The organism is Dellaglioa sp. CoH-57-MRSF-21, assembly GCF_056781915.1.
The window spans coordinates 1-370 of record NZ_JBXAXU010000103.1 but is presented as its reverse complement, the minus strand read 5'-3'; the positions used below and the strand labels follow the sequence as shown (position 1 = coordinate 370).

1 protein-coding gene is annotated in these 370 nt (G+C 51.4%); it reads right to left on the bottom strand.

Annotated elements, in window-relative coordinates; all coding sequences use genetic code 11:
- Window positions 1-154: 154 nt before the first annotated feature.
- The coding region (locus tag AC1RPQ_RS08150; protein ID WP_481762284.1) for a hypothetical protein at window positions 155-370 on the bottom strand (216 nt) is incomplete at its 5' end.

The window sequence follows — 370 nt, the reverse complement described above, 5'->3', positions numbered from 1 at the left end:
CGATTATGAGTCGGCTGCTCTAACCAACTGAGCTAACGGCCCATCTGTCAGTTCCGTGGGTTTCTTACCCACGCACATCCGGACTATGGGTCCGGCGTTCTGTCTACTGAACTAGAACTGACGAAATGAATTATACCGACCTATTTACTACATGTCAACAACTTTGTTGCAACTCGTACCGAATTATCATGAGCAGACGCCCAAGATGATTCTCACCGACGCCATTACACCGGCCCCAGATGATGTCACCCCACGTATTGGTCTCTTCAAGGTAAGCCTGACCTGTGTCGAGCAGCCATTTCCGCAACTCGGGGTCACGGAACTTGGCGCGCAGCACCCGTAGCATCGCCTCAAACTTGTAGCTCTTATC